Here is a 5,599-nt window from a genome sequence, read left to right as displayed (position 1 = left end):
TGCCGGACTCACATGAGGAGTTTGTGGTCAAGAGGTTTGCCTATGGCATGTTGGTTCTCCTTGGCTATTTGCGGATGTCAGGTCTGAGCCGTTTGGCATGACGCGGCCGGATTGCCCGACCTGGTCCAACTCACATACGGTCGCCGCGCAGGACGGCTGCACCATGATCCCGCTTGCGACGGGCGAGGCTCAGGCGACGGGACCATTCTTGTTTTCGGCTCTTTAAGGAGCCAGTCCAGCATGCGGTCCGTCCACCTGCATCCGCGAGGACGTGATCAGGTCCTCATGGATCGGTCGATCAGCTAGTCCTGGTGATGGCGCCTTCGATGACAACGCCCGCGGTGACGTATTTCCACAGCGCGACGAGGAGCTTTCGCGCGAGCGCCACGATCGTGGTCTTCTTGTAGCGGCCGCCATTGTGGCTGACACGCGCGTTGAACCACTGGCTGAGCGCGGAGTCGGGCTGATGGCGCAACCAGAGCCAGGCGAGCTGGATCATGGTCGTTCTGAGCCTGGGATTGCCGGCCCTGGACACGCCCTGCTCGCGGTCGACCGTGCCGCTTTGCCAGGGGGGCGGCGCCAGCCCGGCATAGGCGGCCAGCTGCCTTCGGTTGTCGAACTGGCGGAACAGCGCCTCATGCCACAGCACGGTCGTAAACTCGGCGCCGATCCCGGCCAGGTCGAGTAGCATCGCGGTCGGGGCTGATGCGGCACCTCCCGGCCGTGCGGCATCACCCAGTCGAGCGAGCAGGGCATCGCGCTCCGCCTCGACCGCCGCGATCTGCGCGATCAGCAACTCGATCCGGTCGAGCTCGCGGGCGATCTGCGCCTTGATGTGCACCCCCAGCGGCCGGCCGTCGCCGGTCTCCAGCACCTCCAACCGCGCACGCCGGTTGCGGCGCAGCGGCTCATAGCCGCTGATCCCTTGCGAGTAGAGCAGTCCCTTGATGCGATTGACGTGCGTCAGCCGCTCGGCGACCAGCGTCTTGCGCTCCCGGCTCAGCCGGCGCTCGTCCTCCTGCTCGGGGCTGGGCGCCCGCACCATCGAGCAAACCCGCGGCTCGCCCCGCTTCCAGGCCAGCAGCGTGCGCAACAGCGCCTCTCCGTCGATCCGGTCGGTCTTGGCGCGCCGGCGATGGCGCGACACCGCGATCGAGGCCGGATCGACGATATGGCTCTCGATCCCCTCGGATCGTCCGCCGCAACGACGTGCTTCGACATCTTCTCCCCGCCACCCGGCGACAGGCTCGTCACCAGCCATTTCGAGCGCGACAGTTCCAACGACACGAAAATTGCGCCAAGATCATAACGGATAGTGGTCGCCGGCTCGGCCCGGCATTCTGCTCGCTGCATGATCGCCTCCAGAGATTGGTCTGCAACCTCACTCTGGCAGAGCGGCGGTCGCTATCCACTCCCCATGGGATCTTGTTCCGGCATCCATGTTTCCGCAGGAGCTTCAACCGTTGCGTACGCGGAACCGTGGACCCCGGAACAAGTCCGGGGTGACGGTTGGTTTAACCTAATCGAACTCGACTCTAGCGTTTGACCCGGCCGGCGCCTCAGGCTAATCCGCCATATATTGAACATCAGTTTCATATTATAGAACAGACGGAGGATTTGGGGGATGGCCGCACTGACGCACGACGTTCCGCGCGACGCGGTGCTGCAGGCGATCGGCAAGCTGATCGACAATCTCGTCAACCTCAAGGACGAGAGCGGCGAATTCCTGCTGCGCCTCGCCGACGGACGGGTGATCGACACCAAGGGCTGGAACGACTGGGAGTGGACTCACGGCATCGGCCTGTTCGGCATGTACCGCTATTACGAACAGACCAATGACGCGCGGGCGCTGGAGATCATGCTGCAATGGTTCGCTGACCGTTTCGCGGCGGGCACGCCGACCAAGAACATCAACACCATGTCGCCCTTCCTGACGCTCGCCAATCTCTACGAGGAGACCGGCGACCAGAGCTATCTGCCCTATCTCGACAGCTGGGCCGAATGGCTGATGGACCCGGCCGGCCTGCCCAAGACCGAAGAAGGCGGCTTCCAGCATATCGTCTTCAACGACGAGAACCCGCAGGAACTGTGGGACGACACGCTGATGATGTCGGTGCTGCCGCTCGCGCGGATCGGACTGCTGCTCGATCGGCCGCATTATGTCGAGGAGGCCAAGCGCCAGTTCCTCGTCCACATCAAATATCTGACCGATCGAGAGACCGGCCTCTGGTATCATGGCTGGACCTTTGACGGCCGGCACAATTTCGCGGGCGCCTTATGGGCACGGGGCAATTGCTGGGTGACGATCGCGATCCCCGAAATCATCGAGATGCTCGATCTCGAACCCGGCGACGCGCTCCGCACTTTCCTGATCGACACGCTCGAGGCGCAGGTGAAGGCGCTCGCGAAGCACCAGGATGCGAGCGGATTGTGGCACACGCTGATCGTCGATCCGAGCAGCTATCTCGAAGCCTCGGCCACCGCGGGCTTCGCCTATGGCATCCTGAAGGCGGTGCGGAAGCGCTATCTGCCGGCCGAATATGAAGCGGTCGGCATCCGCGCGATCCGGGCCGTCCTGGCCAATATCGATGAGGCCGGCGAGCTCAAACAGGTGAGCTTCGGCACTGCGATGGGCGACACGATGCAATTCTACAAGGACATCCCGCTGACCTCGATGCCTTATGGCCAGAGCCTGGCGATCTGCGCGCTGGCCGAGTTTCTGCGAACCTATATCTGACCCCATGATCCCGCGCCGCAAGTGCGGGGCAATCGAGAGGAAGCCGATGGCCACCGTCGCATCCAGCCAGCCCCCGGCGCGCCAGGTCCGATGGTTCAACTATCTGGCGTACGGCTCGAACGACGTGCTCGGCGCCGGCTCGATGGCGGTGATCAGCACCTGGGTGCTGATCTTCTACACGAGTTTCTGCGGCCTGTCGGCGGCACAGGCGACGATCATCTTCGGCGTCGCGCGCGTGCTCGATGCGATCACCAGTCCGCTGATCGGCTATACCTCGGACAATCTCGGCCGCAGCTGGCTGGGCCGCAAATTCGGGCGGCGGCGCTTCTTCATCCTCGCCGCGATCCCGCTCCTGCCGAGCTTTGCGCTGATGTGGGTGGGCGGACAGAGCTTCGCTTATTACCTCGTCACCTATGTGCTGTTCGAGATGGTCTATGCGATGGAGATCATCCCCTATGAAACGCTCGCCGCCGAAATGGCGACCGACTATCGCACCAAGGCCAAGCTCGCCGGATCGCGGATCCTGTGCGGCCAGATCTCGGCGATCGGCGCGGCTTTCCTGCCCGGCTGGCTGATCGCGCGGCTCGGCCCGGATTCGCCCGACACCTATCTCTATATGGGGATCATCTTTGCCGGGCTGTTCATGCTCGCGGCGGGGCTGCTCTACACCTTCAGCTGGGAGCGCGCCCGCCCCGCCGGGCTCGAAGAGGCGGTGGTGGAGCGCAAGAGCGTCGGCGACGCGTTCAAGGACCTTTACCGCAACCTGTTCTCGACGCTGCGCATCCGTGCCTTTCGGCTGCACCTCGGCATGTATCTCGGCGGCTATATCAGCCAGGATATCTACAATGCCGCCTTCACCTATTTCGTGATCTTCGCGCTCGCCGGGTCGACCGCGATCGTCGCCAATCTGGTTGGGGTGACCTATGCCGTCCAGCTGATCGCGGTCGCGCTGGCGATCAATTTCGCGCTGCGACTGTCCCCCGGCATCGCCTATCGGCTGGCGGCGCTGAGCTTCGGCAGCGGCGTCATCCTGTTCATCGCCATGTATGCGGCGGGCTATACCGCGACGAGCGCGATCTTCTGGGTGCCGGTGGTGTTTGCCGGGCTTGGCCGCGGGGCGCTCAACTACATCCCCTGGGCGACCTATAATTACATGGCCGATGTCGACGAGATCGTCACCGGCAAGCGGCGCGAAGGCGCCTTTGCGGGGGTGATGACCTTTGTGCGCAAGATGTCGCAGGCGCTGGCGGTGATCCTGGTCGGGCAGGTCATGCAGGCCTCGGGCTTCGTCTCCAAGGCGAGCGTCCAGAGCCCGGTGGCGATTACCGCGATCGTCTCGGTGCTGGGGCTGGGCACGGTGGCGATGCTGCTGTTCGGCGTCTTTGTCTCGATGCGCTTCCGGCTCGATCCACGCACCCATGCCGTGCTGATGGCCGAGATTGAGCATTTTCGCAGGAGCCCGGACGCGGCGCCCACGTCACCCGAAGCGCGGGAGATCGTCGAGGATCTCTCCGGCTGGCGCTATGAGGCGCTCTGGGGGCGGAACAACGTGGCCTGAGCTTCGCGCCTTTTCGAGTATTGCGCAGTCCTCGCTCCAGGAAATGTCATGCGACCGCTGACATTTCCGGCTGTACAATGATTGGTACAGATTCGCTGACAGACCAGGCCGCGTCTCAAGCCGCCAGGCTGTTGCCGTAACCGATGACAATCGTGGCCAGCACCAGCAGGCCGACGCCGCTCCAGACCATCAGGCGCAGCCCTGGGGCTGCATCCCTCCACTCGCGGAACGCGAAGCCCCAGAGCGTGCCGAAGATGATGATCGAAGCCATGTGCAGCGTCCAGGACGAGAAGCCGAAGCGTCCCATCTGGCTTTCGCCCATGGTGTAGAAGAAGAACTGGAAATACCAGGCGGTGCCCGCCACGGCGCAGAGCAGGAAATTGGCGAGCAGGGGCGCGCCGACCGCATCGCCGCCACCGGTCCATTGGTTCGCGCTGCGGTTCTTCACGATCAGCCATGCGCACCACGCCGCGTTGGTGAGGAGGCCACCGAACATCACCAGGCACAGGACCGGCAGGCCGGCCCAGAGGCGGCCGGTCCCAGCCGCCTCCGACAGCTTCTTGATCGGTTCGCCCGCGGCGAGCCCGAAGGCGAAGCAGGATGACATGATCCCCGAAAAGATTGCGACCGCGATGCCTTTGCGGAACGCGAACTCGGCGACGGTCTCCGCCTTCTGCTCGGCGCTGAGCGCTGCGTCCTTGCGCGCGCCGGCAATGGCCACGACGATAATGCCCGCCATGGTGATCGCAAGCCCGAGCAGGATGATGTTGCCGCTCGGCGTATCGAGCAGCTTCGCAGCGAAATCGCCCTGGAAGATCGGCGGGATCAGGGTGCCGAACACGGTGCACAGCCCGAGCACCACCGCCATGCCGAGCGACAGGCCGAGATAGCGCATGGTGAGGCCGTAGGTCAGCCCGCCGAAACCCCAGAGGATGCCGAAGACGATCGGCCAGACGATCACGTGCGTTGGCGCCGCGCTGAGCACGCCGAGCAGGTCGTGTGTCTGGATCGAGGCGAAGAACCAGGGCGCGAGCAGCCAGGAGAAGATGCCGCCGGTGAGCCAGTAAATCTCCCACGACCAGCGCTTCACCGCGCGATAGGGGACGTAGAAGCTGGCCGAGGAAAGCCCGCCGAGCCAGTGGAAGAGGACGCCGAGCAGCGGGTTGGGGTTCATGATGTTCTCCTGAGAGCGATACTCGGAGGCAAAGCAGACTTCAGCCCCTCCCCTTCAGGGGAGGGGTTAGGGGTGGGGGCGCGCGTCTGCGCGCTCAAGAAGACTCGTCGCCAAGATCGAAGCGGAGCGG

At 64.2% G+C, this 5,599-nt stretch carries 3 protein-coding genes and 1 pseudogene; 2 read left to right on the top strand and 2 right to left on the bottom strand.

The genetic code is table 11. From position 1 onward, the window contains the following. Window positions 1–298: 298 nt before the first annotated feature. Window positions 299–1,353, bottom strand: a pseudogene (locus tag AC1DVS_RS26705) (IS110 family RNA-guided transposase). 271 nt (window positions 1,354–1,624) lie between these two features. Between AC1DVS_RS26705 and bglB the strand changes: the two are divergent. Continuing rightward, complete coding sequence (gene bglB / locus AC1DVS_RS26700; protein ID WP_478027544.1) at window positions 1,625–2,737, top strand: beta-galactosidase BglB; 1,113 nt, start codon at window positions 1,625–1,627, stop codon at window positions 2,735–2,737. 46 nt (window positions 2,738–2,783) lie between these two features. After that, window positions 2,784–4,295, top strand: a complete 1,512-nt coding sequence (locus tag AC1DVS_RS26695; RefSeq protein ID WP_478027543.1) for an MFS transporter — start codon at window positions 2,784–2,786, stop codon at window positions 4,293–4,295. Window positions 4,296–4,410: 115 nt separating this feature from the next. Here AC1DVS_RS26695 and rhaT read toward each other — a convergent pair whose 3' ends face one another. Continuing rightward, complete coding sequence (rhaT, locus tag AC1DVS_RS26690; protein ID WP_478027542.1) at window positions 4,411–5,469, bottom strand: L-rhamnose/proton symporter RhaT; 1,059 nt, start codon at window positions 5,467–5,469, stop codon at window positions 4,411–4,413. Between the last annotated feature and the right edge of the window lie 130 nt (window positions 5,470–5,599).

It is taken from the genome of Sphingomonas sp. P3_C5 (assembly GCF_056402635.1).
Note: the sequence above shows the minus strand (reverse complement) of the source record. Positions and strands in the feature narration are given on the sequence as shown.